Annotated in this window: 25 protein-coding genes; 16 read left to right on the forward strand and 9 right to left on the reverse strand. The window is 66.5% G+C overall.

From position 1 onward, the window contains the following. Positions 1-64: 64 nt before the first annotated feature. Positions 65-487: a hypothetical protein gene (locus RSO01_RS34645; protein ID WP_147155175.1), complete on the forward strand. Its 423-nt coding sequence runs from the start codon at positions 65-67 to the stop codon at positions 485-487. On the opposite strand, the gene RSO01_RS34650 is transcribed toward RSO01_RS34645, so the two are convergent. Together RSO01_RS34650 and RSO01_RS34655 are read right to left on the reverse strand one after the other, a co-directional pair. Continuing rightward, positions 457-2,253 (reverse strand): adenylate/guanylate cyclase domain-containing protein, encoded by a 1,797-nt coding sequence (locus RSO01_RS34650; RefSeq protein WP_147155176.1) that lies wholly within the window; start codon positions 2,251-2,253, stop codon positions 457-459. The two genes, RSO01_RS34645 and RSO01_RS34650, sit on opposite strands and share 31 nt — an antisense overlap. A gap of 64 nt (positions 2,254-2,317) precedes the next feature. Next, a complete protein-coding gene (locus RSO01_RS34655; RefSeq protein ID WP_147155177.1) occupies positions 2,318-3,343 on the reverse strand; it encodes an SDR family oxidoreductase in 1,026 nt (341 codons plus the stop codon). A 107-nt stretch (positions 3,344-3,450) separates the two neighbouring features. Between RSO01_RS34655 and RSO01_RS34660 the strand changes: the two genes are divergently transcribed. The 3 genes from RSO01_RS34660 to RSO01_RS49575 all read left to right on the forward strand — a co-directional run bounded on the left by RSO01_RS34660 (position 3,451) and on the right by RSO01_RS49575 (position 5,625). Beyond that, positions 3,451-4,074, forward strand: coding sequence for a hypothetical protein (locus tag RSO01_RS34660; protein WP_147155178.1), 624 nt, complete (start codon positions 3,451-3,453; stop codon positions 4,072-4,074). A gap of 229 nt (positions 4,075-4,303) precedes the next feature. Continuing rightward, positions 4,304-5,389 (forward strand): M23 family metallopeptidase, encoded by a 1,086-nt coding sequence (locus RSO01_RS34665; protein WP_170303579.1) that lies wholly within the window; start codon positions 4,304-4,306, stop codon positions 5,387-5,389. After that, positions 5,368-5,625, forward strand: a complete 258-nt coding sequence (locus tag RSO01_RS49575) for a M23 family metallopeptidase (RefSeq protein WP_170303580.1) — start codon at positions 5,368-5,370, stop codon at positions 5,623-5,625. Before RSO01_RS34665 ends, RSO01_RS49575 begins: the two co-directional genes overlap by 22 nt. Positions 5,626-5,641: 16 nt before the next feature. On the opposite strand, the gene RSO01_RS34675 is transcribed toward RSO01_RS49575, so the two are convergent. Next, positions 5,642-6,001: a hypothetical protein gene (locus tag RSO01_RS34675; RefSeq protein ID WP_147155180.1), complete on the reverse strand. Its 360-nt coding sequence runs from the start codon at positions 5,999-6,001 to the stop codon at positions 5,642-5,644. Positions 6,002-6,221: 220 nt separating this feature from the next. On the opposite strand from RSO01_RS34675, the gene RSO01_RS34680 reads away from it, so the two are divergent. The 5 genes from RSO01_RS34680 (at position 6,222) to RSO01_RS34700 (ending at position 11,730) form a co-directional block, all read left to right on the forward strand. Then, entirely contained in the window at positions 6,222-7,877 is a 1,656-nt protein-coding gene (locus tag RSO01_RS34680; protein WP_147155181.1) for a flavin-containing monooxygenase, read from the forward strand. 14 nt (positions 7,878-7,891) lie between these two features. Then, positions 7,892-8,305: a RidA family protein gene (locus tag RSO01_RS34685; protein ID WP_147155182.1), complete on the forward strand. Its 414-nt coding sequence runs from the start codon at positions 7,892-7,894 to the stop codon at positions 8,303-8,305. Positions 8,306-8,319: 14 nt separating this feature from the next. Then, positions 8,320-9,549: an MFS transporter gene (locus RSO01_RS34690; RefSeq protein WP_147155183.1), complete on the forward strand. Its 1,230-nt coding sequence runs from the start codon at positions 8,320-8,322 to the stop codon at positions 9,547-9,549. A gap of 154 nt (positions 9,550-9,703) precedes the next feature. After that, positions 9,704-10,423, forward strand: coding sequence for a hypothetical protein (locus RSO01_RS34695; protein ID WP_147155184.1), 720 nt, complete (start codon positions 9,704-9,706; stop codon positions 10,421-10,423). Next, positions 10,420-11,730, forward strand: coding sequence for an esterase/lipase family protein (locus tag RSO01_RS34700; RefSeq protein WP_147155185.1), 1,311 nt, complete (start codon positions 10,420-10,422; stop codon positions 11,728-11,730). The genes RSO01_RS34695 and RSO01_RS34700 overlap by 4 nt, the downstream gene beginning before the upstream one ends. Before the next feature lie 23 nt (positions 11,731-11,753). Here RSO01_RS34700 and RSO01_RS34705 read toward each other — a convergent pair whose 3' ends face one another. The 3 genes from RSO01_RS34705 to RSO01_RS34715 form a co-directional block, all read right to left on the reverse strand. After that, complete coding sequence (locus RSO01_RS34705; protein ID WP_147155186.1) at positions 11,754-12,287, reverse strand: hypothetical protein; 534 nt, start codon at positions 12,285-12,287, stop codon at positions 11,754-11,756. 71 nt (positions 12,288-12,358) lie between these two features. Beyond that, positions 12,359-13,324, reverse strand: coding sequence for a Bug family tripartite tricarboxylate transporter substrate binding protein (locus RSO01_RS34710; protein ID WP_170303581.1), 966 nt, complete (start codon positions 13,322-13,324; stop codon positions 12,359-12,361). A gap of 57 nt (positions 13,325-13,381) precedes the next feature. Next, complete coding sequence (locus tag RSO01_RS34715; protein ID WP_170303582.1) at positions 13,382-14,377, reverse strand: tripartite tricarboxylate transporter substrate-binding protein; 996 nt, start codon at positions 14,375-14,377, stop codon at positions 13,382-13,384. Positions 14,378-14,654: 277 nt separating this feature from the next. On the opposite strand from RSO01_RS34715, the gene RSO01_RS34720 reads away from it, so the two are divergent. Beyond that, positions 14,655-15,263, forward strand: a complete 609-nt coding sequence (locus tag RSO01_RS34720; protein WP_147155189.1) for a LysE family translocator — start codon at positions 14,655-14,657, stop codon at positions 15,261-15,263. Here RSO01_RS34720 and RSO01_RS34725 read toward each other — a convergent pair whose 3' ends face one another. Both RSO01_RS34725 and RSO01_RS34730 read right to left on the reverse strand, forming a co-directional pair. Then, positions 15,264-16,169, reverse strand: a complete 906-nt coding sequence (locus RSO01_RS34725) for an alpha/beta hydrolase (RefSeq protein WP_147155190.1) — start codon at positions 16,167-16,169, stop codon at positions 15,264-15,266. Between the two features lie 201 nt (positions 16,170-16,370). Beyond that, positions 16,371-16,871 carry a hypothetical protein gene (locus RSO01_RS34730; protein WP_147155191.1) on the reverse strand — a complete coding sequence of 167 codons (501 nt, stop codon included), beginning with the start codon at positions 16,869-16,871 and terminating at the stop codon, positions 16,371-16,373. A 254-nt stretch (positions 16,872-17,125) separates the two neighbouring features. Between RSO01_RS34730 and RSO01_RS34735 the strand changes: the two genes are divergently transcribed. Next, positions 17,126-18,433, forward strand: a complete 1,308-nt coding sequence (locus tag RSO01_RS34735; protein ID WP_147155192.1) for an ABC transporter substrate-binding protein — start codon at positions 17,126-17,128, stop codon at positions 18,431-18,433. Positions 18,434-18,483: 50 nt separating this feature from the next. Here the strand turns inward: RSO01_RS34735 and RSO01_RS34740 are convergent, their stop codons facing one another. Continuing rightward, positions 18,484-19,392: an LLM class flavin-dependent oxidoreductase gene (locus RSO01_RS34740; RefSeq protein WP_147155193.1), complete on the reverse strand. Its 909-nt coding sequence runs from the start codon at positions 19,390-19,392 to the stop codon at positions 18,484-18,486. 154 nt (positions 19,393-19,546) lie between these two features. Between RSO01_RS34740 and RSO01_RS34745 the strand changes: the two genes are divergently transcribed. The 5 genes from RSO01_RS34745 to RSO01_RS34765 all read left to right on the forward strand — a co-directional run bounded on the left by RSO01_RS34745 (position 19,547) and on the right by RSO01_RS34765 (position 24,128). Next, the gene (locus RSO01_RS34745) at positions 19,547-20,710 is read left to right on the forward strand and encodes an ABC transporter substrate-binding protein (RefSeq protein ID WP_147155194.1); all 1,164 of its coding nucleotides are present in this window, start codon (positions 19,547-19,549) and stop codon (positions 20,708-20,710) included. 146 nt (positions 20,711-20,856) lie between these two features. Then, entirely contained in the window at positions 20,857-21,735 is an 879-nt protein-coding gene (locus tag RSO01_RS34750) for a branched-chain amino acid ABC transporter permease (protein WP_147155195.1), read from the forward strand. A gap of 2 nt (positions 21,736-21,737) precedes the next feature. Beyond that, positions 21,738-22,667, forward strand: a complete 930-nt coding sequence (locus RSO01_RS34755; RefSeq protein ID WP_147155196.1) for a branched-chain amino acid ABC transporter permease — start codon at positions 21,738-21,740, stop codon at positions 22,665-22,667. Further along, the gene (locus RSO01_RS34760) at positions 22,664-23,416 is read left to right on the forward strand and encodes an ABC transporter ATP-binding protein (RefSeq protein ID WP_218037552.1); all 753 of its coding nucleotides are present in this window, start codon (positions 22,664-22,666) and stop codon (positions 23,414-23,416) included. Before RSO01_RS34755 ends, RSO01_RS34760 begins: the two co-directional genes overlap by 4 nt. After that, positions 23,409-24,128 carry an ABC transporter ATP-binding protein gene (locus RSO01_RS34765; RefSeq protein ID WP_147155197.1) on the forward strand — a complete coding sequence of 240 codons (720 nt, stop codon included), beginning with the start codon at positions 23,409-23,411 and terminating at the stop codon, positions 24,126-24,128. The genes RSO01_RS34760 and RSO01_RS34765 overlap by 8 nt, the downstream gene beginning before the upstream one ends. Positions 24,129-24,282: the final 154 nt, after the last annotated feature.

Here is a 24,282-nt window from a genome sequence, read left to right on the forward strand (position 1 = left end):
CGACGCTCAACCTAGAGATGCAGTCGCCACGAGCGGCTGGACGTTCTACTTCATGGAGGAAGTCATGGCATCGACCTTTACGCGTCGGCAGGCCTTGGCAGGGTCCTGCATGGGTGCGGCGCTCTTCCTGGCGCCGGGCGTCGCCCACGCCGTCACCCGGTTCGCCGTCGTCAGTATCGCCAATGAGACACAGTCGAACCTGCTCCTGGCCTATCGCTGGGGCGACAGCGAAAACTGGCAGCAAATCAATCTCGGCCCCGGCGCCAGGCACTGGTGGTCGCACAAATTCTCCAAGCCCAATGAAAACAGGGCGCCGCACTTCTACATCCGGTTCGATGCGGACACGTCGAACAAGAGGTACATCGAGCCCTGGAAGCTCACCGGACGTGCCGCCGAGGAGGAGCGCTTCGAGCTCGGCAACAAATACGCGCTGCGCTACGACGGTCCTTCCAGGCGCTACATCGAGATCTTCGACGTACCGGGCTGAAGTCGAACGAAGTTGATCGGATCGGCGAAGCCTTTGAGCGGCACGCTTTCCTCGCATGCCGCCACTGCAGTCAGGAGCGGCTGCACGGCGGGATCGTCGGCGACGGCGCGGCTCAGCACGATGTCGCCGCCGACGCTCTGGCCCTGCAGGCGGGCGGCCATGTTCACGGTCGAGCCGAAGTAATCGAGCCGGTCGTTCAAGGTCACGACCACGCTGGGGCCGGCATGGACGCCGAGCTTCAGCACCAGGTCGTGGTCGACGATGCGGGTCTGCATGGCGAGCGCCGCCTTCACGGCGTGCGCCGGATCGCCGAACGAGGCCATGACGGCATCGCCGATGGTCTTGACCACAGCGCCATCGTTGTCGCGCACGATCGATGCCAGCAGCGCGAAGTGCTCACGCACCGTGTTGAAGGCGGCAGCGTCACCCATCCGCTCGTAGAGCGCCGTTGAGCCCTGCAGGTCGGAGAACAGCAGCGCCACCTGGCTGACGCCCGCTTCGTCGCCCGGCCGCAAAGTTGCCTCGGCGAAGAGATCGCGGAAGGCCTGCAGCGAGATCACCTCGGGCGCGGTCAGCGCCTCGCGCGTCCAGGTGCGGTCCTCGATCAGCGCCGCCAACTCGAAACCGGCGTCATTCAGGAAGGCGATCGTGCCCGCCTGGCCGGGCGGCAGCGCCTCGACGCCCTTGTCGGTCACGCGCACGCCCGGGAAGGCGCCGCCCCCATGGCGTGGATCGTGCTCGACATCGACGAAGGCGCCGGGATGGAGTGTGCGCAGGCGATAGGCGCCGGCCGGCAGGTCGAGCGCGATGCTGCGCTTCTCACCTGGCGCCAGCAGGAGCTGGACGGCGACATGCGGCGTGGCCATCGGGCCCGACAGGCAGAAGCCGCCGACGCCCAGCGGCCGCACCGATGGCGCAGGCGCGAAGGAAAGCTCGACGTTCTTCTCGAAGTCGCGATCGTAGTCGATGTTGCATGATGGGCAGTGCGCGCCGCGCGGCAGCTCGGAGAGCGCCGAAGCCGTGAGCTTCGCGCCGCGGCAGTTGGTGCACAACAGGTCCCACTTCATGGTCAAAAGGCCCGCGCGCGTGCCGGCGAGACAGGCCTCGATGGCGGCGCGTTGCGGCACCTTCAGGTCGAGCGCCAGGTTCTTGGGTTTCAGATGGTCGAGATCGGTCGCCATGCCGCCGAGCACCAGGTCGGCGAGCGGCCGGCCGAGCCTGTTGCCGTAGGGGCTGCGATCGACCTCGGCCGCCAAGGCTGCGGCGCGCTCGCGCGCGCCTTCGGGCAAGTCGGGTGGCGCCAGGTCGAACCAGGTCGTGCGCTCGCCCTTGGCGAAGGCGACGGCTTCGAGGATGCGCTTCTCGACCACGCCGCCCGCCTGCTTGGCGAGCCGCGCGCCGAACAGCCGGCCCGTCAGGGTCAGCGGCTCGTACTCGAGCGCGTAGCTCACCTTGCTGCCGCCCTTGCCATCCGGTTCGAGATCGAAGATCGGGCCGAAGCGGCGGAACGGTCCCTTGGTGAATTCACGGGACTGCCGGAAATACCGGCCTTCGATCCATTCGTAGGGCTTCTCCTCCCATTCCAGGGTGAAGCCCGCGGCCTTGCCGCGGCCGCGGCGCAGGACCGTGCCGTTGGGCTGGGGCGTCTCCTCCAGCACGTAGGGCGGCAGGCCCATCGCCTCGTTGAAGCGGTTGGTGTCGGCCAGCACCGGCCACAATTCATGCGGCGGCAGGTCGAAGGTCCATGTCCAAGTGGCACGGGGCATGACGAAGGTACTGTAGCACCGGCCGAGCGGATGGCTCGCGCCGGATCACAGGGAGGTGAACGTCTCAGACCGCGCCGGTAGCGATCAGGCTCCTTGCGCAGTCCAGGACGGCCTCCTCCACCGGACGTGGCCGCCAGCCGAGCATCCTCTGCGCCTTCGCCGAGCTGAAGACGCGCTTTTCGCCGAGGCGCGGCGTCACGCTCGCCAGGCTCTTGTCGAACAGGGCGGCGAACCTCAGGACGAAGTCGGGAACCCGGCGCGTCGGCACCTTGCTTGCCGCATCGCCGAGGCTGGCCCGCAGCAAGGCCGCCAGATCGGCCATCCAGGCAAAGTCCCGAGCGGCGATGAAGCGCTGGCCAGCCGCTTCCGGCGCGGTCATCGCGCGGACGTGCAGGTCGGCGACGTCACGCACGTCGACGAAGCAGAAGCCAAGCCGCGGCAGGCCGGGCACCGTGCCGGACAGCAGGCGTTGCACGACCTGGACGGACGCGGAAAAGTCGGGGCTGAGGATCGGCCCGACCACCATGGAAGGATTCACGGTAGCGAGCGTCGTGGCGCCAGCCGAGCCATCGACCAGGTCCCAGGCGGCACGCTCGGCCAGGGTCTTGGAGCGGGCGTAGGCGCCGACCGTGGGATCGTCGAGATCGGTCCATATCGATTCGTCGGAGACACTCTCGCGTGCCCCCGGACGCGGACTGGTCGCCGCCACCGACGAGGTGAGAACCACGCGCTTCACACCGGCCTTGAGGGCAGCGCCAACGGCGCGCCGGGTGCCGTCGCGGGCGGGAACGATGAGGTCGTCGGCGTTCTTCGGCTCGACCGCAACCACCGGCGAGGCGACATGGAGCATGTAGTCGCAGCCGTTCGCCGCCGCGTCCCAGCCGGCATCCGCCGTGAGCTCGACGGCATGGAAGCTCAGGCGATCCTGCGGATCGACCACTTTGCCGATCGCGGCGCGGACCGTGCTCTCGCGCGCGAGATCGCGCACCGTCGTGCGCACGGCATAGCCTTGCTGCAACAGCGCGATCACGCACCAGCTGCCGATGAAGCCCGACCCGCCGGTCACCAGCACCGTTCCCTGTCCGCTCATTGGTGCTTCTCCGATCCCTGTGGCCGCCCTTGTGACAAGACAGTGGAAAGAGGCAGTGCAGGTAGCGAGCGCTTGTCGGTCTCTCGCACCGACGGCATTGTGCACTCATGTCGGATGTCCTGTCGCGTGCTGGCCCGAGCTGGTTGACGTATCAGCAAGTGGCCGAACGGCTGGGCCTCCGCAGTGCAAGCGCCGCAGCGGCTCGGGCCCGGCGCGCAAAGTGGCCTCGACGAATCAAGAACGACACGCTTGAAGCGGAAGTATGCGTCCCTGCCGAGCTGCTTGCGGCAGGCCCGCAGAAGCCTCGACAACGACGCCCGCCAGACGACGCCCATAAGTTGCTCGAAACCGTCGCAGCAACTGTGGCCCCGCTGCAGGCCCTCATCGAGACCCTGTCGGTGGAGCTGAAGGTCGCTCGTGGCGCGAACGACGTGCTGCGCGAGCAGCTTGCCGCTGCCCAGGCCGAGGCCGCGGAGCTGAAGGGCAAGTCCGCCGCCAACGAGGCCGCGTTGGAGCGGGAAGCCGTCGATCGCCGGGACCTGCAGCAGCAGGTGGACCTTGTTCGCCGCGAGCGCCAGGCCGCCCAGGAGCGCGTCGCCCAGGCCCAGGCCAACCTCCTCGACCAACAACGCCGGCTGCTGGCGACCGAAGATCTGGTGACGCGGCTCAAGCACGAGCTGAACGAGATGCAGCGCGCCAAGGAACGCCGCCGCTGGTGGCAATGGCGATGATCGATGATCACATTGCTGCCAATTTCCTGGCCAAGTTTCCGCCGACACAAAACCAAGACGCCCGACGCCCCTCCTCTGACCCCTCAAGGAACGCGAGATGCTCGATGAAGGACCCGCGCCGAAACGTATTGTGACTTCTTCATCTCCTCGCCCCTCCAACAACCACAACACGATACGAACAGTCGGCGTCCTGCTGGGCGGGCTAGCCTTCGCGGCGATACTCGTCTGGTTGGCGCCGCGCGATCCGCTGCCGCCTTCCCCATCCGCAGAGACTGCGCCTGCCGAGATCGCGGCGGCCGAGCCCGCCCCGCTGGCGTTGCAGGAAGCGCCGGCTGAAACACCATCGGCCGACGACACCGTCGTCGTCGACGCCCCGCCGCCGGCCGCACCGACGGAACCCGAGCCACCGGCGCCTTCGCCGGTCGAGACATCCGCGCGACTGAAGAAGGGCGGCACGGTCGCGAGCGTGCTGCAGCAGTTCGGCCTCGCCGCCGACGATGTCAGCAACGCCGTTGCGGCCCTGAAGCCTCACGTGCGTCTCAACCGGTTGCCGGTCGGGCAGGAAATCACGGTGAAGCTTTTGCTAGCGGAAGACGACGGCAAACCGTCGCTGGTCGCACTGTCGATCCGGCCCGAACCCAAGCGCGAGATCACGCTCGAGCGCGACAAGGACGGCGATTTCAGCGTCGAGGAGGAGATCTTCGACACCGTGGCCAGGCTGCAGCGCGCGTCGGGCGCGGTCGAGGGCTCGGTGATCGTGAGCGCCGAGGCGGCGGGCGTGCCGCGGCCGGCGTTGGTCGAGATGCTGCGCGCCTTCTCGTGGGACGTGAACTTTCAGCACGACATCAAGGTCGGCGACCGCTTCGACGTGCTGATCGAACAGGACTGGACCAGCGACGGCTGGCCGGTCGATGCCGGCCGCGTGCTGTGGGCCGAGCTGACGACCGGCGGCGGCGAGCAGAGTTTCAGCATCTACCGCTTCAAGCCGCAGGACAGCGAGGAGTTCTTCTACAACGGCGAGGGCGAGAGCGTGGTCAAGGCGCTGCTGCGCACGCCACTCAACATGAGCCGCATCTCCTCGCGCTTCGGCATGCGCCATCATCCGGTGCTGCGCTTCACCCGCCTGCATGCCGGCGTCGACTTCGCAGCACCGCCCGGCACCCCGATCCTCGCCGCTGGCGCCGGCCGCGTCGTCGAGGCCGGTCCCAACGGCGGCTACGGCCGCTGGATCAAGATCAGCCACTCCGACGGATTGGCGACGAGCTACGCCCACCTGTCGCGATCGCGGCCGGCGTGCGGCGCAGCGCGCGCGTGAAGCAGGGCCAGGTGATCGGCTATGTCGGCAGCAGCGGGCTGTCGACCGGGCCGCACCTGCATTTCGAGGTGCATCGCGGCGGCCGGCCGGTCGATCCGCTCAGCCTGGCGCGCACGGCGACGCGGTCGCGGCTCGCCGGCGAGGACCTCGCGCGTTTCAGGGAGCGCGTCGCCGAAATCGACCGAGCGCGGGAGAGCACGAAAAATGGCGCTCCGTCAGGAGAGCCATTTCCGTGAACGTCGGGGCGCGGCCTTAGCTGCGCGGGTCCTTGGCGGACGCCCGATCGATCGCCTCGCTGCAGCTCTGCCCGCTGACGGGCTTGTGCAGCTTCCAGCACATCGTATCGCCGTCCTTCACGACCCCGGCATTGCAGTAGAAGACTTCCTGCTTCTTCTGCAGCCAGAGCCCACCCGGTACGGCCGCCTTGATGTCGAAATCCTTGCTCAGGAGATCGGTCGCCGACAGGTTGGGCTCGGCGCTGTGCTGGGAGACACAAGTGCTGTCCGCCTTGTTGGCTCCCGGCAAAGCCGTTGCCTGCTGATCCGCTGCCTGACCGGCAACGGAGAACACGAGAAAAAGCGCCGCGGCACCGAACGTAGCCGTCTTCATCATCATCACACCCCTTGGGATGACGCCCCCCAAAGGCGCCATATCATTTTCCTGAGGTCTGATTATTATTTCTTCATCATTGAGGCAATTTCATTTTCTGCGTCCAAAATGAAATATTGTAAGTAAAGTGCAATTAGTGTGAATCGACGTCCCGGTCCGCAGGTCGGCAATCCACGGGCAATCCGCGAGACTGGGCACTGCATTTTCGTGCCAGACTGCAGGCATGCAGCACCATGAAGCCATCGTCGTCGGCGCCGGCGTCGCCGGCATCTACCAGATCAAGCGCCTGCTCGACCTCGGCATCGACGCCACCGTGCTCGAGGCCGGCGGCAATCTCGGCGGCACCTGGTACTGGAACCGCTATCCGGGAGCGCGCTTCGATTCGGAGAGCTGGACCTACGGCTACTCCTTCTCGCGCGAGCTCTTGGACGAATGGCATTGGAAGGAGCACTTCTCCGGCCAGCCCGAGAACCTGCGCTATCTCAACCACGTCGCCGACAAGTTCGGCCTGCGCAAGCACATGCAGTTCAACTGCCGCGTCGACAGCGCGCGCTACGACGAGGCGGAGAATCTGTGGCACGTCCGCACCGGCGACGGCCGCGAGCTCACCTGCCATTTCCTGATCCTGACGCTGGGGCTGCTGTCGATGCCGACCCTGCCCAAGCTCGAGGGCATGGAGAGCTTCAAGGGCCGCTCGTTCCACACCTTCCACTGGCCGCACGAGCCAGTCGACATGGCGGGCAAGCGCGTCGCCGTTGTCGGCACAGGCGCCACCGGCATCCAGGTGATCGGCGAGATCGCCGACAAGGTGGGCGAGCTCACCGTGTTCCAGCGCCGGCCGAACTGGAGCTGCCCGCTCAACAACGGGCCGATCTCCGAGGCCGAGATGGCCGACATCCGCCGTCGCTACGACGAGATCTTCGCCGCCTGCTCGCGCTCGCCGGGCGGCTTCGTGCACGAGCCCGACCGGCGCGGCTTCTACGAGGTGAGTCGCGAGGAGCGGCTGGCGCTGTGGGACCAGCTTTACGACGGGCCGGGCTTCGGCATCTGGCTGGCGAACTTCCGCGAGATCTTCACCGACGAGAAGGCCAATGCCGAGTTCTCCGAATACATCGCCGATCGCATCCGCCGCCGGATCAAGGATCCCAAGCTCGCCGAGAAGCTGATCCCGCGCGACCACGGCTTCGGTGTGCAGCGCGTGCCGATGGAGACCAACTACTTCGAGGCCTTCAACCGGCCCAACGTCAGCCTGGTCGACATCAGCGAGACGCCGCTGGTGCGCGTCACCGAAAAGGGCCTGGCGACCACCGAGCGCGACTACGAGTTCGACATCATTGTCTACGCCACGGGCTTCGACGCCATCACCGGCGCCTACGACAAGATCGACATCCAGGGTGCGGGTGGCGTCAAGCTCGCCGACAAGTGGCGCACCTCGATCTCGACCTTCCTCGGCATGATGATCCACGGCTTCCCCAACATGCTGATGCCGTCCGGCCCGCAAAGCGGTTCGGCCTCGACCAACTATCCGCGCGGCATCGAGACCGGGGTGAACTGGTGCACCGACCTCCTCGAGTACATGCAGGCCAAGGGCTACACCAAGGTCGAGGCGACGGAGCAGGCCGAGCAGCGCTGGACCAAGCACGTCGTCGACATGTACGCCATGATGCTGATGCGCAAGGCCAAGTCGTGGTTCACCGGCTACAACTCCAATGTGCCGGGCCACGAGCAGGGTACCATCCGCTACCTCGTCTACAACGGCGGCACGCCGAAGTACGTGAACACCATCAACAAGGTGGCGGCCAGCGGCTACGAAGGCGTCGTGCTGAGCGCCGATCGCGGTCCGGCCCCGGCGGCCGGCCAGCCGGCGGCCGTGGCCTGAGAGGAATTTTGGACATGAGCGACATCGCCTACACACCGATCCTGCCCGAGGGCTGGTCGCGGCCGCGCGGCTTCTCGCATGCCGTCGTCGCCAAGGGCACCAAGAGCGTGCGCATCGCGGGCCAGATCGGCCGCGAGCCCGGCCAGTCGCACATCCCGCCGGGCACCGACGCCGGCACGCAGTGGCGCGTCGCGCTCTCCAACCTCGTGACCGTGCTGAAGGCGGCGGGTGGCGAGCCGCAGCACCTGGTGGCACTGCGCGCCTATGTGACCGACATCGCCGAGTTCAACGCCGCCGGCGCGGCCATCGGCGCGGCGTGGGGCGTCACTCTCGGCAGGCACTTCCCGGCCATGACCCTGGTCCAGGTTTCGGCCCTGATCGATCCGCAGGCCAAGGTCGAGATCGAGGGCGAAGCGATTCTGCCCTGACGCTCGGCCCGCCCTTGCGAACGGCGGAGGACGCCCGGCACGTCAGCCGGCTGATGCTGTTCTTCGCCATCGTCTATCTCGTCGAGGGCATCGGCCAGGCGCGCGTCGGCATCATCTACCAGCCGCTGACGCACTATCTGAAGGACATCGGCTGGACGGCGCTGCAGGTCGCAGCCTATTTCGCCGTCCTCAATTTCCCGTGGATCATCAAGCCGGTCTTCGGTCTGGTCTCCGATTTCGTCCCGCTGTTCGGTTATCGCCGCAAGAGCTACCTGGTCATCGCCAGCCTCTGCGCGGTCGCAGCCTTCGCCGTCATCGCGCGCCAGGCCGAACCCGCCGCGATCGCCTTGCCGCTGCTGCTCACCTCCTACGCCATGGCCACCGCCAGCACGCTGTGCGGCGCGCTCTTGGCGGAGAACGGCCAGACCTACCGGCTCAGCAGCACCTTCGTCAGCCAGCAGTGGCTGTGGTTCTACATCGCCATCATGGCGAGCTCGTTCGCCGGCGGCGCGCTGGTCGAGAGCCTGCCCGCCCTCTCCGCTCTGCAGGTAGCCGCGGCCATCGCCGCCGTCGCGCCGATCGCGGTGGTGCTGGCGTCGCTGTTCCTGCTCGACGAACGACAAGCGAGCGCGAGCGCCCCCGAGATGCGGCGCACCCTGCTCGCGCTCGTGACCGCGACGAAGTCGACCAGGCCCTACCTTGTCGGCCTGTTCCTGTTTCTCTATTCCTTCGCCCCCGGCTTCGGCACGCCGCTCTACTACTTCATGACCGACGAGCTGAAATTCTCGCAGAGCTACATCGGCATCCTGGGCGCGATCGCCTCGGCCGGCTGGATCGCTGGCGCCCTGGTCCATCGCTACTTGCTCCGGGGCCTGAGCTCGAAGGCGCTGCTCAATCTCAGCATCCTTCTGGGCACGCTGTCGGCCGCCTCGTTCCTGCTGCTGGCCGACCCGGTCACCGCGGCGATCGTGCACTTTGCCAACGGCGTCGCCCTGATGATCGCCACCATCGCCTCGCTGACGCTCGCCGCCGACTTCGCACCCAAGCGCGCGGAAGGCTTCGCCTTCGCCGGGCTCATGTCGATCATGAACCTCGCGGATCTCGCCTCCAGCACCGTGGGCGCCTGGCTCTACGACCATGTGTTCGACGGGCGGCTGGGACCGCTGATCGTCGTCTCCGCCGCATCGACGGCCTTCGCGCTGGTGCTCGTTCCGTTGCTTCGCCTCGGCGACAGGCCCCTGTAAAGATCGACGGCGCCGGTTTGAGCTGGACCAGCAGGGACATGCAACGATAGGATGCAGAGGCCGGCGCACAACAGCCGGGCGTTGTCTCTGTTCCCAGGTTACTGCCGCGATGGAGGCTCCGGTGCGTCATCCGCTCACGGGCTTTTCTGCTCTCTTGCTGTCGCTGATCTTCATTGTCGCAGCCGCTGCACAGGACATCCCCGACGAGTGCGGCTGCAAGTACCTGAAGGCGACATCGACCAACCACGGCCGCGTCTGTCGCGTCCAGGAGGCCTCCGGTCTCGATTGTCAGCTGCGTTGGGGGCCGGTCGCCGGAAGCCAGGTCACGCAGCGCACGCCGTTCCTCAGCAAGCCCGAGGAACTGGCGGCAGCCGTCGCCGGCTTCAAGACAGCCGGGCCAGGCCCAAAGCTCCAGGCACCGCTCGACACGCCGGCGATCTGGGCACGAACCATCGAGACCGCGCGCAAGTATTCAGACTTGCGCGGCAGCGCCGGCCCCGTCGAGGAGCTCTCCGCCTTCCTCGGCGAGGAAAAGCTTATGGCTGACTTTCAGCTGGAGGCCGTCCTGGCGGCCATCACCCTCATCGACAATGACCTGCAGCTCGCCAAGATTTCCCGCAGCATGCGCCAAGGATTGGTTGGGGCGCTGGCCGCGAGCCTCAGCCAGGACGCCCTGGGCGTCTTTCGATCCTCGCGCCAGCCGATGTTCCTAAAGCAGGAAGTCCCCATAGTCGTCGACGACAAGCCGCAGAATCTTGTCGTCGAGATCGTCATCGGCCGCGGATGCATTGCGGAGCACGCACCGGAACGTCGCTTGGCCTCGATGATAAAGACCAACTGGTCAAGCCGAGACATGAGGAGGTGCGCACCATGAGCAGCCGGTTGTGCCTTCCGACGCCTTGGGGTTGCGTCGTCAGGCGCTCCATCGGGACGCTGCTCGCGGCGCTGTCTGTCGCGATTCTGCCGGCCGCGGAGCTGCAGGCCCAAAGCATCCGGGTGTTCGAGTGGAATCGCGGCAACTCCACGGTTGGCATCCTGTTGCTGCACGGACTTGGCGGGTGCGCCGTACCGACCGGCTCGGACGCCAAGACCTGGTGCAGCGGCGGTGCCACCGACAGTTTCCGGAATGCCGCCACATCCGCGAGTTGGCCGGCCATTATGTCGGCGGATGCGCGACCGCTGCTGAGTACGGCGCTGCCCGGTACGCCTTCGAAGCCGCTGTTGATGAGGGACCTGGGTGTCTGGGGCGTCGACTACAGCGCTGCCACGACGGCATTGTGCACCAATTTCAGCATTCCGCAGCTCGCCCAGACGATTCAGGGCCAGCTGGCCAGCAGCGGATTCTTCGACCGCTACGAGAGCGTAATCATTGTCGCGCACAGCATGGGAGGCTTGCTCATCAAGCAGATGATCCAGAACTGGGTTATCAAGGATGATCCCGTACGGCACCGCATAATCGGCGTCATGCTGCTGGGTGTACCGTCCCAGGGGTCGCCGGCGGCTCCGACCGGCGTCTGGCAGTACCTGGCAGAGGCGCTAGGTCTCGACCACCTGGCGAAAGTGTGCGGCAGGCAAGTCAAGGATCTCGTCGGCGCCGACGAAAATACCTGGCTGCAGTCACTCGAAACATCCTGGCAATCGATGCTCACGCGCCTGCGCAGGGACTCGCGCTCGCAATTGCCGATGACCGGTTGCGCCTATGAAACCGTGCCTGAGCGCATAACTGCCGGGTTCAAGAGTACGATCGTGCCGATGCTCTATGCGAATACCCAGTGCTCCATATCGAACTTTCCCATTGGCGAGCAGCACACGCGGTTGCCGAAGCCTGCCAGCAGCGCAGCGGACGTCCACAGTGCCTGGCTGCTACCAAGCTTGATCGACATCTTGAAGCATTGGTCGGAACAACCGTTGGGCAATTTCAGGCCCGATCCCTCAGCGCTGCAGGGCGGCACCTTGGCCGAAGTGAAGCGGTGGCTGTCCTCGAGGCAGGCTGCGTTCTCTCTGGACCTTGATCCTGTCACTGCAGCATATCGGATCAAGGACACCCCCTACAAAGGGCCGAACTTGTATGCAGTGGTGATGGCCATCGTCAGTGAAAACCCGCCCCTCTGCATGGAGGGCAGTTTTCCACCGGACAAACAGGCGGTGGTGACGCTGCGTGCCGACAAACCATGCAAATGACGATCGCCTGAGTGCGTCGATCGTCAGGGCTTCGACAGCTCCAGATACTGGTTGCCCAGCCTGAGCTGAAGCGTGCCACCGACGGCGCGGCCGCGGACTGCCATCTCCGTCTTGAGGCAGGTCGAGCTGAACATCAGCGCCAAGCCGGTGACAGTAGCGGTCGATGAGACCTTGAGCGTGATCGGCGTCACGCCGCATTCACGCTGGATCAGCGTTCCCGAGCCGATGCCGTTGCTCACCTTGAGCTTGAAGGTGACCAGGCGTCCCTCCGAGCGCGTGGTGATCACGCCGACATAGACGCCGTCATAGGCATCGAGCGGCCCGGCGTTCTCGGCATTGGCTGGTTCGTCGTCGGTCTCATCCGAGTTCCGCGACCAGATACCAATCGCCGCCTCGGCGCGCCTCTCGAGCCCAGCCCGGTCGAAAGCCTTGGCGTCCGGCACATACCAGGCGGCGTGTGCCGACGACTGCGACGGCACCGAAGCGATGTAGCCGGCACCCAATAGAAGCGCGACCCACGTGACAATCGCGCCGATCCAGCGTGCGTCTCGGACCATGGTGCTCCCCTTGGTCGGCGAGACTCCATCTTGTGATGCTTTCCATCTGGCCTAAGTGGGATTCCGCACACTCACTCCAGGCGAATGCCGGCGTCGGCAATGACCTTCTTCCAGATCTCGGTCTCGCGGGCGATGTGGGCCGCCGCCTCGGCCTGGGTGCTGGCGATCGTCTCCATGCCTTGCTGGGCGTAGGCTGCCTGCACCTCGGGCGACTTCAGCGCCTTGGTCAGGATCGCGTTCAGTGCCGCGACGGTCTCCGGCGGCACCTTCGACGACACCACCACGGCATACCAGTTGGTGGCGGCATAACCTGGAAATCCCTGCTCGGCGATGGTCGGAATGTCGGGATCGAACGGCGAGCGCTTGGCGCCGGTGACGGCGAGTGCCCTGATACGGCCCTCGCGCATCAGAGGCGTGGCGGTGGGGGCGCTGGCGATCAGCGACGGCACGTGACCTGCCACCAGGTCGTTCATGGCCGGTCCGCCGCCGCGGAACGGCACATGGATCATGTTGGTGCCGCTGCGCGCCTTCAGAAGCTCTCCGGCGAGATGGCCAGCGCCGCCGACGCCTGACGATCCGTACTGGATACCCTCCGGCCGCTTTGCCAGCGCGAGATATTCGCCGAGCGTCTTGGCCGGCACGCTGGGATGCACCACCAGCACGTTGGAGAAATCGACCGCCAGGCACACCGGCGCGATGTCGGTGGTCGGATCGTAGCCGACATCCTTCATGGCATAAGGATTGACCGCCAGCATGCCGACATTGGCGAACAGCACGGCGTGGCCGTCGGATGGCGCCCGCAGCGCCTCGCGGGTTGCGATGTTGCCGCCGGCGCCGGGCTTGTTGTCGACCAGGACCGAGTACCCGCCGCTCTTGGTCAGCTCCGCCCCGAGCACACGGGCCACGATGTCGCCGCCGCCGCCCGCGGCGAATCCGACGATCAGCCGGAGCTGCTTGGACGGAAAGGACTGTGCCCGGCCGACAGCCGGCAACAGCGCGGCCGACGCGGCCGCCCCGATCAACGAACGCCGATACATGAAACGCTCCTCCCAACCCTTTTCGGCAGGCATCATGCCCTGCCGTGCGTCGAGCGCCTACTCCATCGGCTTGAAGCCCGTCGAGCGGATGATCGGCCCCCAGGTTGCCGCTTCGACCTTGATCAGGGCGGCAAGCTCGGCCGGCGTGTTGGACTTGGGCACCATGCCGAAATTGGCGAAGGCCTGGGCGATTTCCTTGCTGGCCAGCGCCTTGCCGATGGCGTCGGAGGTGCGGCTCACCACGGCAGCCGGCGTCGCCGCCGGCGCGAACAGGCCGAACCATTCGGTGACCACCAGCTCCTTGACGCCCTGCTCGGCGAAGGTGGCGACGTCGGGATAGAACGGCGAGCGCTTCTCGCCGCTGGTCGCCAGCACGCGGGCGCGATTGTCCTTGGTGTAGGGCAGGAAAGATCCGTCGGGCAGCATCAGGGCAGCGAGCTGGCTCGCCATCATGTCAGCCAGCCCCGGCGCGCCGCCGCGATAGGGCACCGGCTGGATCGGCGCATTGAGCGCCTTGGCCATGACCAGGGTGAGGAAGTGTGGGAAGGAGCCCTCGCCCGGATTGCCGCAATTGGCCTTGGCCGGGTTGGCCTTCGCCCAGTCGGTGAACTGGGCCAGCGTCTTGACCTCGGCCGGCACCACCGGACCGACGGCGAGGCCATGCACGAAGGTCGCCGTCAACGATACCGGCGCGAGATCGGTCGCCGGGTTGTAGGAGAGCTGCTTGTAGATGTCGGTGTAGACCGTGACCGTCGAGGCCGGCGTCAGCACCAGGGTGCGGCCGTCGGGCGGTGAATTTTTCAGCATCTCGATGGCGATGCGGCCGGCCGCGCCCGGGCGATTGTCGACGATGACGTTGCGCGCAAAGCCCGGCGCCAGCCGCTCGCCGAGATGGCGGCTCACGACGTCAGCGCTGCCGCCCGGCGGGAAGCCGACGATGATTTTCAGCGACTCGAGCGCGTCCTGCGCGCGTACCAGGCTGGGCGATGCCAACCCCACGCCTGCCACGGCCATGGTTTGAAGGGCGCCGCGGCGCCTGATCGTCTTGGTCATTTGTGTTTCCCCCTTTTGACGGAAACTCTGACGATGCCCGCCGGGCTCGGCAAGGGAAGAGCGCATGCCCCTTGCAACCGCCGCTGCGCCGTGGCTGACTAGGCGGGCTGCCTGTCTCGACGGGTGGCCGTAAGCGGTTCACGTCAATCAACGCGTTCGTCCCATGCCGTCGCCTGCGGGCCGGCAGCCGGAGACGTGCGTTGCGATGACGTGAGGCGTGGCTTCCATGTCCTTTCGATTCGCCGCGGCGGCTCCGAATCGTGAAAGGAATGGTTCCATGGACATCGAGCGTCTTGCCCTCTTCGCCGCAGCCTATCTCGCCGTCGTCATCCTGCCCGGCCCCGCCGTCACGGCCGTGGTTGCGCGCGTGCTGGCACGCGGGCCGCGCGGCTCGGTCGCCTATGTTGCCGGTGTGGCAGCCGGCGCGCTGGTCTGGTTCTCGGTCGCGGCGGCCGGCCTTGCCGCGCTGGCTGCGACCTTCGCACCCATTTTCGTCGTCATCCGCTACGCGGGCGCCGCTTGGCTGCTCTATCTCGCCTGGAAGCTGTGGACCGCGCCGCCGCGTGCCCTCACCGTCTCCGACGACATGGACGAGGGCCGCGGCCTGTTCCTGGCGGGCCTTGCCCTGAACCTCGGCAACCCCAAGGCCATCGTGTTCTTCCTGGCGTTGCTGCCGTCGGTCGTCGAGCTCGGCGAGCTCACGCCGCTCGCCTTCGCCGAGCTGGCCGGCGTCATCGTCACCGTCGTTGCCGGCGTGTTCTCGCCCTACGTGCTGCTGGCGGCGCGCCTGCATCGGCTGTTCGCCTCGCCGCGCGCCCTGCGTCTGGTCAACCGCGGTAGCAGTGTCGCCGTGGCGGGCGCCGCCGTCGCGGTGGCGGCGCGTTGATCAGACCTTCACGTGCCGGTCGATGAATTCGATCATCTGGCCGAACATGGGGCCGCACTTCGACAGGTCCGGCGAAGAGCCGGGCTGGCGCTCCATGTCGATGTACTCCAGGTCGATCGAGCCGCCGGCCCTGGCGTAAGCCGCGCAGAAGCGTTGCGGCTCGTTGCCGGCGAAGGTCGATTCGGTGTCCTTGTAGTCGTGCATGATGTCGCCGTGCGCCTGGAACCAGATCGCAGGCGGCGTCAGCAGCTTCTCACCGCGCTCGAGCGCCATGGTCGGGCTGCCTTCGGACATGTTGGCTTCCGACTGCCAGTAGGAATCGTGGCGGCCGATGATCGACTTCGGCCAGGGCGGCGGATTGGCGCTGGCCTCGGCGCGCTTGGCGTGGCGGTAGCGGCTGAGCGGATTGATCACCGGCCAGGACATGATCACGCAGCGGACGCTGGCGTCCTGTGGCGACGAGCCGGCAGGCAGCGGGATCGCTGAATAGCGCGGATCGTTGGGTCGCATGGCGACCAGCATGGCGAGGTGACCGCCGCTCGACTGGCCCGACAGGCCGACGAGGTCGGGCCGGGTCTTGAGCGCGCGCGCGTTGGCCTTGGTCCAGCGGACCGCGTAGTTGATGTCCTGCACCGAGGCCGGATACGGGTCCTCGTTGCCCGAGCGGAAGTCGAGCGCGATCGACACGACGCCGTGCGAGGCCATGTACTCGTGGCGCAGTTTCTCGGTGTGGCGGTCGCTCATGCACCAGGCGCCGCCGTGGCATTCGACCATGGCCGGGAACGGGCCTGCGCCCCTGGGCTTGTAGATGGTCGCCAGCAACGGCTTGTCGCCGTGGCGCAGGTATTCGACGTCTTCGACATCGAACGCCGCGGTCGGGGTTTCGAGGACTGCAGCAGTAGCCATGGCACGTTCCTCCGATGTTGGTTTCGGAGGAGCCTAGTGTCTTTGCCGAGCGCGCGCCACTCCATGGGAGCGCGGGCCTCCCGGCCCGCTCATACTCTTCTGGACCGCGAGCGTCCTCGCTCGCTCATGCTCATGAGCGCGCCGGGAGGCGCGCGGTCCGGAAGAACATGAACATGAGCGGGCCCGAGGCCCGCGCTCCCGTCACGGCAACATCACCTTGACCAACCGGCCGCCCTGCACGTCGACGCGCTGCATCATCGAGCTGCCCTGGCTGCCGTCCTGCCACTTAACGCTGGTCGTGACGTACCACACGCCGTCGGGCACGCCCGGGAAGGAGAAGCTGCCCGAGGCGTCGCAGCGCGCCGTGCGCAGGCTCTGGACATAGAGCGAGTCGTCGCGCTCGAACTTCACCGGCCCCAGGCTGGCGGCGCGCTGGCCGCGGGTGGCGTTGCCGAAGATCGCCGTCATGCGCGCCCGCGCATAGGCGGTGTCGGGGATCAGGTTGGCCGACTGGCCGGCGCAGGTATAGGTCGTGCCGCCGCTCTTCAGGCTGGCGTTGCCGGTCACGGTGTTGCGGCCGCTCTTGCGCGCCCACTCGACCTCGCCGGGGGAGATACCCGAGGACAAGGCGGCCTGCTGCTGGAACTGGGCGCAGCCGGCGAGCGCCAGGGTCAATGCGAAAACAAGGGCGAGGGGTTTCATTGGCAGTCTTTCCTCCATTCGGCCCAGAGTAGACGGCAACCCCGCTGCGGCCTGTGATCCTTCGGTGAACAGGGGTATGCTCGACCCAGCGTTGCCCGCGGCATGCCCTTTCGGCCCTGCGGCAGTGGTGCAGTTTCTTCGACACGCATAGTTGGCAGACGACTTCCCGGTGGGCGCGAGAGCGCGGCGGGACACGCGTATCTCCAGCCCGCGCCTACGCTTAAACCGACACATAAAAACGACAGGAGGAAACCATGGCTCGCATTGCGCGGCGTAGAGTTCTGACACTGTCTGCTTCGGGCGGCATGGCCGCCATCCTGGCCAGCGGCCGGGCACCGGCGATCGCCCAGGAGATCGGCGTCCACTGGCTACGCTGGGCCGATTTCGTGCCAGCCTCCGACACGCTGCTCAAGGGCCCGATCACGCAGGAATGCAAGAAGGCGCTCGGGATCACGCTCAAGGTCGAGACCGTCAATGCCAACGACCTGCAGTCGCGCATCACCTCGGCGATCCAGTCGGGCGCCGGCGCGGACATCATCATGGGGTTCGGCAACTGGCCGCAGCTCTACGGCCAGAGCCTGGCGGACGTCGGCGACCTGGCCGAGGAACTCGGCAAGGCCGGGGGCGGCTACTACGACGTCTCGCGCCAGATCGCCATGATCGGCAACAAATGGATCGGCGTGCCGTTCACGACCGGCGGCGCAATGATCGCCTACCGCAAGTCGTGGCTCGAGGAAGCCGGATACGCGACCTTCCCGGAAACCTGGGAGATCTTCCGCGAGGCCGGCAAGAAGCTCAAGGCCAAGGGGCGGCCGATCGGTCAGACCGCGGGCCACACGTTCGGCGACGCACCGGGCTGGTGGTATCCCTTCCTCTGGTCGTTCGGCGGCAAGGAAGTCGAGGCCGACGGCAAGACCGTCGTGCTGAACAGCAAGGAGACGGTCGAGTCGATCAAATACGCCGTCACCCTGTGGAAGGAGACCATGGACGAAGGCGGGCTCGCCTGGGACGACACCAACAACAACCGCGCCTTCCTGTCCCAGACCATCAGCGCCACCAACAACGGCGCCTCGATCTACATCGAGGCCAAGAAGAAGCCCGACACCTACAAGACCGAGAAGAACACGCCGATGTGGGAAGACATCCGGCACGCCCCGATCCCCAAAGGGGTCGCCGGCCAGTACAACTCGCCGGGCGTCTTCACCGACATGCTGATGGGCTACTCGAAGAACCAGAAAGCGGCCAAGGACTTCCTGCGCTGGATCCACTCCAAGCCGATCTACGACCAGTGGTTCACGTCGCAGCAGGGCTACACCTCGGGCGCCACCAAGGACTGGGCCAAGCACGCAGTGTGGGACGTCGATCCGGTGCTGAAGCCTTTCAGGGACCTGCCGCAGTACGGCCGGCTGGTCGGCTATGCCGGGCCGCCCGACCGCAAGGCCGCCGAGGTGGTCAGCAAGTACATCATCGTCGACATGTACGCCAAGGCGATCCAAGGCATGTCGGCCGAGGACGCCGCCAAGTGGGCGCACTCGGAGGTGACGAAGGCGTACGCAAGCTGACATCGACTGCCGGAGCGCGGGCTTGGCGAAGCCCGCGCTCCGGCGAGACGTCACCCGAACGTGGCGAAGACTTCGTCGATCGCCTTCAGCTGGTTGCCGGCCGCCGACGACGGCACCAGGATCGGCGTGTGCACGCCCGCCGCGCGCCAGGCGGCGACGCCATCGCGCACCTTGGCGGCGGGACCGAACAGCGTGGTTTCGGCCAGCCATTTGTCGGTCAGGAACTTCGGCACGTCGTCACGGCGGCCCTCGGCGATCGCCTTCTCGATGCCGTCCATCTCCTCGACGAAGCCCGCCTCCTTCCAGTAGTTCCGGTAGTTGGGCAGGAAGGCGTAGTTGGTGAGCGTGCGCCGGTTCACCGCGCGGGCGGCCTCGACGTCGTCGCTGATGCAGGTCGGGATCATGTTGCCGATGAAGAAGCCAGGATCGTTGCGCTTGGCCGCGGGCAGCGCCGCCAGCGACTCGCCCATGTGCGACAGCACGACGTTGGCGAACACGACGCCTTCGGCAAGCTCGCCCGCCAGCGCCACCATCTTCTTGCGCAGCGCCGCGACGATGATGGGCGGCAGCGGGCCATAGGACGTCTCGGCGCGAAACTTCTCGATGAAGGCGCGCGTGTCGGCGAGCGGCTTGCCCGGAGTCACGCCCATGCGCACATAGGATGGCCCGTGAGCGATGCCGATGCCCATCCGGAAGCGTCCGCCCGACACCTCGTGCATCATGGCGGCGCTCTGCGCGAAGTCGACGATGGTGCGCTGGTAGATCGGCGCGATCGAGGTGGCGAAGGTGATCTTCTCGGTGTTCCACGCCAGCGCCTCGCAGGTCGACATGCCGCCGGTCGGGCTCGGCACATAGAGCCCGGCAAAGCCGCGCCGCTCGGCCTCCTGGCCAAGCTCGATGGTGCGCCGGCGGCGGCCGGGCATGGCGATCAGGCAGAGGGCGGGGAGCGCTTCAGACATCGTGATGGTCCTTCAACTGGCGTTCGTTCCGGACTGTAGCACCAGCCGCCATCAAACTTCTTGTCGAACCAGCCGCGTATTGGTCTAGTGCCAGCGGGGAGACTGTAAACCGCGTACCCAAAAATTTGCGGTCAAATCGGGAGGAAACCCAACCATGAAATACAGCGCAATGCTCGTTGCCGCTGGCGTGCTCAGCGCCGGGACGGCGTTTGCCCAAGGGGCGCCGATCAAGATCGGCGTGCTCTATCCGCTGACCGGTGGCGGCGCCGTCTACGGTGCGCCGGCGCTGGTCGGCCATCAGATGGCGATCGAGGAACTGAACGCCAAGGGCGGCATCATGGGCCGTAAGGTCGAATCGCTGGAACGCGACGACAAGCTCAATCCGGCGACCGCGTCCTCGACGATGAAGGAGCTCATCACCAAGGACAAGGTCGACATCGTGCTGGGCGGCCTCGCCTCGTCGGTTGGCCTAGCCATGACCGAGGTCTCCAAGCAGGAGAAGGTCGTCTACATCTCGACCATCCCCAAGAGCATCCAGATCACGACGGACAAGCTGCACAAGTACGTCTTCCGTACCTCGGCCAACACCGATCAGGAAGGCGAGGCGATGGCGATCCTGGCCGGCAAGAACAAGCTCGCCAAGATCTGCCATCTCGAGCTCGACTACGCCTACGGCAACGATCTCGAGGCTGGCATCCTGAAGGCGATGCCGAAGTACGCGCCGGACGCCAAGATCGTGCTGACCTTGAAGCCCAAGCTCGGCGCCACCGACTTCAACCCGTTCATCCCGCAGGTCATGGCCGCGGGCTGCGACGGCGTGCTGTCGGGCCTGTGGGGACCGCACTTCGTGTCGTGGGTAAAGCAGGCCGCACCGCTCGGCTTCTTCAACAAGATCAAGTGGATCTCGGGCGGCGAGGTCGGCAGCCACGAGATCGCGGGCGAGCTCAAGGGCGAGTACCCCGACAACGTGATCTCGAACACCTACGAGCTTTGGTACAAGGGCAACGATCCCTCCCACAAGGAGTTCCAGGAGAAGCTCGCCAAGAAGCTCAACACCCAGGAGACGCCGCAATGGGCGGCGCTGGGCTACATCGGCGTGATGTATGCCGCAGCGGCGATGGAGAAGGCCAAGTCGACCGATCCCGACAAGGTCGCCGAGGCGCTGGAAGGGCTCTCGATCGGCACGCCGGTCGGCACGCTCACCATCGACGCCAAGACCCACCAGGCCAACATCGGCCAGTTCTGGGGCCCGATGGTCAAGAAGCCTGATCGCGCCTACCGCATGATGGAGCCGGCTGAGTACATCCAGCCGAAGTGACGACGGAGCCGCGTAGCGGCGTAGTCGTCATCCCGAGCGAAGCCGAGGGATCTTTTCTTGTCGATGCGATGACAAGACGAGGTCCCTCGACTCCGCGGCCCTGCGGGCCGCTCCGCTCGGGATGACGGTAGGGAGAGAGTCCATCAATGACGCTAACCATGTTCACGCTGAACGCGTTCTATGGCCTCGCGCTCGCCATGAACATGTTCATCATCGCCTCCGGCCTGAACCTGATCTTCGGCGTGCTGCGGGTAATCAATTTCGCGCACGGCATGTTCTACATGTTCGGCGCCTACATCGTCTTCACCGTGGCCAAGACCTGGGGCGCACCGTTCTTCGTCGGCGTCCTGGCGGCCGGTGCGGCGCTCGCGGTCATCGCCTTCGCGATCGAGCGGCTGCTGCTGCGCCATCTCTACGACAAGGAGCACCTGATGCAGCTCCTGTTCACCTTCGCCATCGTCCTGCTGATGAGCGACGCGGCGAAGATGATCTGGGGCACCGACCAGTACTCGGTCGGCTATCCGCCGGGGCTGGGCGGCGCAGTCAACCTGGGCTTCGTCATGCTGCCGCAGTACCAGCTCTTCCTCTGCGTCGTCGGTCCGCTGATCGCCGTCGCCATGTGGTTCGTGGTCGACCGCACGCGCTGGGGCCGCGTCGTGCGCGCCGCCACCCAGGATCGCGAGATGCTGGCGGCGTTGGGCGTCAACGTGCCGATGGTCTACGCGGCGGTGTTCACCATCGGCTCGGCGCTGGCCGGCGTCGGCGGCGCACTCGCCGCGCCGCGCATCGCCCTGGTGCCGGGCATGGATGCCACCATCATCAACGAGTGCTTCATCATCGTGATCATCGGCGGGCTGGGCAACATGTGGGGCAGCTTCCTGGGCGCGCTCGCCTTCGGCTTCGTCGTGCAGTTCGGCACGGTGCTGGCGCCGAACTGGCAGGACGTGCTGCCCTACCTGCTGATGCTGGCGGTGCTGATCATCAGGCCCTGGGGCCTCCTCGGCCGGCCCGAGACGGGGCATTGAGCATGCCGCAGCGCCGTGACCTGATCGCCTCGGCGATCGTCGTGCTCCTGCTGGCGCTGCTGCCGCTCGCGGGCAGCCGCTACGCCATCGACCTTACGACCGAGGTGATGATCTACGCCCTGTTCGCGCTCAGCCTCAACGTGCTGATCGGCTTCACCGGCAACATCTCGTTCGGCCACGCCGCCTACTTCGCCATCGGCGGCTATGCCTGCGCCATCCTGCTCACGACCTACGGCTGGCCGCTGGCGCTTGCCCTGCCCGCGGCAGTGGTGCTGGCCGGGCTGGTGGCTGCCGTCGTGGGCTATTTCTGCGTGCGGCTGACACAGATTTACTTCGCCATGCTGACACTCGCCTTCGCCATGCTGGTGTGGGGCGTGGCCTTCAAATGGAAAGAGGTGACCGGCGGCGACGACGGGTTCACTGGCATCAAGATGCCGGAAATCATCGCCCACCATGTGGGTTACTTCTACTTCACGCTGGTCGTGGTGGCGGCCGGCATCGCCGCGCTGTGGGTGATCTGCCATTCGGCGTTCGGCCTCACCCTGGTGGCGATCCGCGAGAACAGCGTGCGGGCGGGCTTCATCGGCGTCGACACGCGCCACATGCGCTGGGCGGCCTTCACCGTCGCCGGCACGTTCGGCGGGCTCGCTGGGGCGCTGTTCGGCATGTACCACCGCGGCATGTACATCGAGAACGCCTTCTGGACCGAATCGGCCAACGTGCTGATCATGGTGCTGCTGGGCGGCATCTACTCCTTCATTGGGCCGATCATCGGTGCGGCCGTGCTGCACCTGCTGCAGACCTTCACCAACCAGTACACGCCCTATTGGCCAACCGTGCTGGGCCTGATCCTGCTGGTGATCGTGATGGTCCTGCCCGACGGCCTGATCGGCCTGGTGCGACGCGTGCGGGCGCGTGGAGGCCGGCCATGACCGCCATGCTCAGCATCGATGGCCTGTGGAAGTCGTTTGCGGGCTTCGTCGCCACGCGCGACGTCACCTTCGAGCTTCTGGCCGGCGAGACCCACGCCGTGATCGGTCCCAACGGCGCGGGCAAGACCACCTTCTTCAACTTGATCACCGGCCATCTGCGCCCGGACAAGGGCAGCGTCTCGTTCGAGGGCCGCGACCTGGTCGGCCTGCCGCCGCAGAAGATCGTGCGGCTGGGCATCGCCCGCTCGTTCCAGCGCATCAACATCTATCCCCGCCTCACCGTGTTCGAGAACGTGCAGGTGGCGCTGATCGCCCACGAGGGCCAGCAGTGGAACCTGTTCCGGCCCGGCCGCTCGCTGCATCGCCAGGGCACGCAGGAGCTGCTCGAGTTGGTGGGCCTCGCCTCCGAGGCCGAGGAGACCGCGGGCGAGCTGAGCTACGGCAAGCAGAAGCAGCTCGAGCTTGCGATCGCGCTCGCCTCGCAGCCGCGACTGCTATTGCTCGACGAGCCGACGGCCGGCATGTCGCCGCAGGAGACCGGCGAGACCATCGCCTCGGTACGCGACATCGTGAAGGCGCGCGGGCTCACCCTGCTCTTCACCGAGCACGACATGTCGGTGGTGTTCGGCATCGCCGAGCGCATCTCGGTGCTGCATCACGGCGAGATCATCGCCTCGGGCACGCCCGACGCTGTGCGCAACGACCCGGAGGTCAAGCGCGTCTATCTCGGGGAGCACGCGCATGGTTGAGCGGGGGGCTGACCTCAAGGTCGACGGCATCCATACTGCCTATGGTTTGAGCCAGGTCCTGTTCGGCGTGTCGCTCGAAGTGAAGGCTGGCGAATGCATCGCCCTGATCGGACGCAACGGCGTCGGCAAGACCACGACCATGCGCTCGATCATGGGGCTGACGCCGCCGCGCCAGGGCCATGTGATGTGGAAGGGCCAGGACATCGCACGCTTGGGGCCGCATCGCATCTGCCGCCTCGGCATCGGCTTCGTGCCGGAGGACCGGCGCATCTTCCCCGAGCTGTCGGTGTGGGAGAACCTCGACATCGCGCGGCGCACCGGCGCCGCCGGCAAGACGACCTGGAGCGAAGAGCAGGTGTTCGCGCTGTTCCCCGACCTCGCCGAGATCCGCGACCGGCGTGGCGGCGTGCTGTCGGGCGGCCAGCAGCAGATGCTGACCATCGCCCGCACGCTGATGGGCAACCCTGAGCTGCTGCTGCTCGACGAGCCGTCGGAAGGGCTGGCGCCGTTGATCGTCGACCTGCTGCAGCAGCGCGTCGGCGAGCTCAAGGCGACCGGGCTGTCGATCGTCCTGGCCGAGCAGAACCTGCAATTCGTGATGGCGCTCGCCGACCGCGTCTACATCCTGGAGAAGGGCGAGGTGCGCTTCACCGGCACGCCCGCCGACCTCAAGGCCGACGAGCGCATCGTGCATCAGTATCTTACGGTGTGATGGTTCATTTTCCTCCCCACGCTTTTGCGTGGGGAGGTGGCCCGAAGGGCCGGAGGGGTCACGGGCGACCGTACTGGCGCTCATGACCCCTCCGTCCGCTTCGCGGACACCTCCCCAGCTTTGCTGGGGAGGAACGACTAGTAGCTCTGCACAG

Origin of the sequence: Reyranella soli (assembly GCF_007992495.1) — a bacterium.
GTDB classification, from domain to species: Bacteria; Pseudomonadota; Alphaproteobacteria; order Reyranellales; family Reyranellaceae; genus Reyranella; species Reyranella soli.